Source organism: Streptomyces sp. SID3343 (assembly GCF_009865215.1).
Lineage (GTDB): Bacteria > Actinomycetota > Actinomycetes > Streptomycetales > Streptomycetaceae > Embleya.
On record NZ_WWJX01000627.1, the window covers coordinates 1 to 1740 of the forward strand.

1 protein-coding gene, 1 tRNA gene and 1 other RNA gene are annotated in these 1740 nt (G+C 69.3%); 2 read left to right on the forward strand and 1 reads right to left on the reverse strand.

Annotated elements, in window-relative coordinates; all coding sequences use genetic code 11:
* A partial coding sequence (locus GT354_RS19460; RefSeq protein WP_161357574.1) for a DNA polymerase III subunit gamma and tau occupies window positions 1-1385 on the reverse strand: 1385 nt, incomplete at its 3' end.
* A 90-nt stretch (window positions 1386-1475) separates the two neighbouring features.
* Here GT354_RS19460 and ffs point away from each other — a divergent pair.
* Both ffs and GT354_RS19470 read left to right on the forward strand, forming a co-directional pair.
* Window positions 1476-1570, forward strand: an RNA gene (ffs, locus tag GT354_RS19465) — signal recognition particle sRNA small type.
* A 77-nt stretch (window positions 1571-1647) separates the two neighbouring features.
* Window positions 1648-1735, forward strand: a tRNA-Ser gene (locus GT354_RS19470).
* Window positions 1736-1740: the final 5 nt, after the last annotated feature.

A 1740-nucleotide genomic window follows, 5' to 3' on the forward strand; every position in this document is an offset into this window, starting at 1 on the left:
GGCGGACCCGAGCCGGCGGCGCGGGCTTGCGGCCAGGCACCGGGGGCGGGCTGCTGTGGCTGTGGCACGGGCTGCGCGGCGGGTGGTACGGGCTGCGCGGGCTGTGGTACGAGGCGGCCAGGGGGCGCTGCCGAAGCAGGGGCGGCCTGCTGCGGGGACGTCGAGGGCTCCGCGTGGGCCTGCTGAGGTTGGTGTACGGCGGGCGCGGCGGTAAGGCCGCCCCCGACCGACGCGCGGCGTTCGAGCCGTTCCAGGCGGGTCTGCAGACTCTGCTCGCCGGAGTCCACCGCAGGCAGCAGCACCCGGGCGCAGATCAGTTCGAGCTGAAGCCGGGGCGCCGTGGCGCCGCGCATCTCGGTGAGCCCGGTGTTGACGATGTCCGCGGCGCGCGTAAGCCCGGCCTGGCCGAACTCGCGGGCGTGCTTGACCATCCGCTCCAACTGGTCGGCAGGTACGTCGATCAGGCCCTTGTCGGCCGCGTCCGGCACGGCGGCCAGAATCACCAGGTCGCGCAGCCGCTCCAACAGGTCGGCCACGAACCGGCGCGGATCGAAACCGCCCTCGATCACACGATCGACCAACTCGAACGTCGCCGCGCCGTCCTGCCCCACGAACGCCTCGACGAGATCGTCGAGCAGCGACCGGTCGGTGAACCCAAGCAACGACGTCGCCATCGCGTAGGTGACACCGTCGTCGGTAGCTCCGGCGAGCAGCTGATCCATGACCGACATCGCGTCACGCACCGAGCCGGCGCCGGCGCGCACCACCAACGGCAGCACGCTCGGCTCGACCTTGATGCCCTCGGTCTCGCACACCGACGCGAGGTGTTCGCGCAGCACGCCGGGCGGCACGAGCCGGAACGGATAGTGGTGCGTCCGCGACCGGATGGTCCCGATGACCTTCTCCGGCTCGGTGGTCGCGAAGATGAACTTCAAGTGCTCCGGCGGCTCTTCGACCACCTTGAGCAACGCGTTGAAGCCCGCCGACGTGACCATGTGGGCCTCGTCGATGATGTAGATCTTGTAGCGCGAACCGACCGGCGAGAAGTGCGCCTTCTCCCGCAGGTCACGCGCGTCGTCGACACCACCGTGCGACGCGGCGTCGATCTCGATCACGTCGATGCTGCCACCACCGCCGAGACCGAGATCCCGACACGACTGGCACTCCCCGCATGGAGTGGGCGTGGGCCCCTGCTCACAATTGAGACACCGGGCAAGGATGCGCGCGCTGGTGGTCTTGCCACAGCCTCGCGGCCCACTGAACAAGTAGGCGTGATTGACGCGGTTGTTCCGCAGAGCCTGCATGAGGGGTTCCGTCACGTGCTCCTGCCCGATGACCTCTGCGTAGGTCTCGGGGCGGTAGCGACGGTAGAGGGCGAGCGACACGCCCCCGACGATAGCCGGGCGCGACGACAGACGCGGACGCTCACCACCCGCAGTGCCCGAACACCGCCCGACGTCCGGTACTGTAGGCCCCGGACCCCCCGTGCGGCGGTACCCTCCTGAACCTCCCCAGGGCCGGAAGGCAGCAAGGATAGGGAGGCTCTTCCGGGTGCACGGGGGGTTCTTCACGTTCCCGAACCCACAGCCCCACCCCCACCGGGAACAGGTGCACAACCACCCACCGACCTCCTGTAAGCTCCCTCTCGGAGGATTCGCCTAGTGGCCTAGGGCGCACGCTTGGAAAGCGTGTTGGGTTCACACCCTCACGAGTTCGAATCTCGTATCCTCCGCCAGCCTG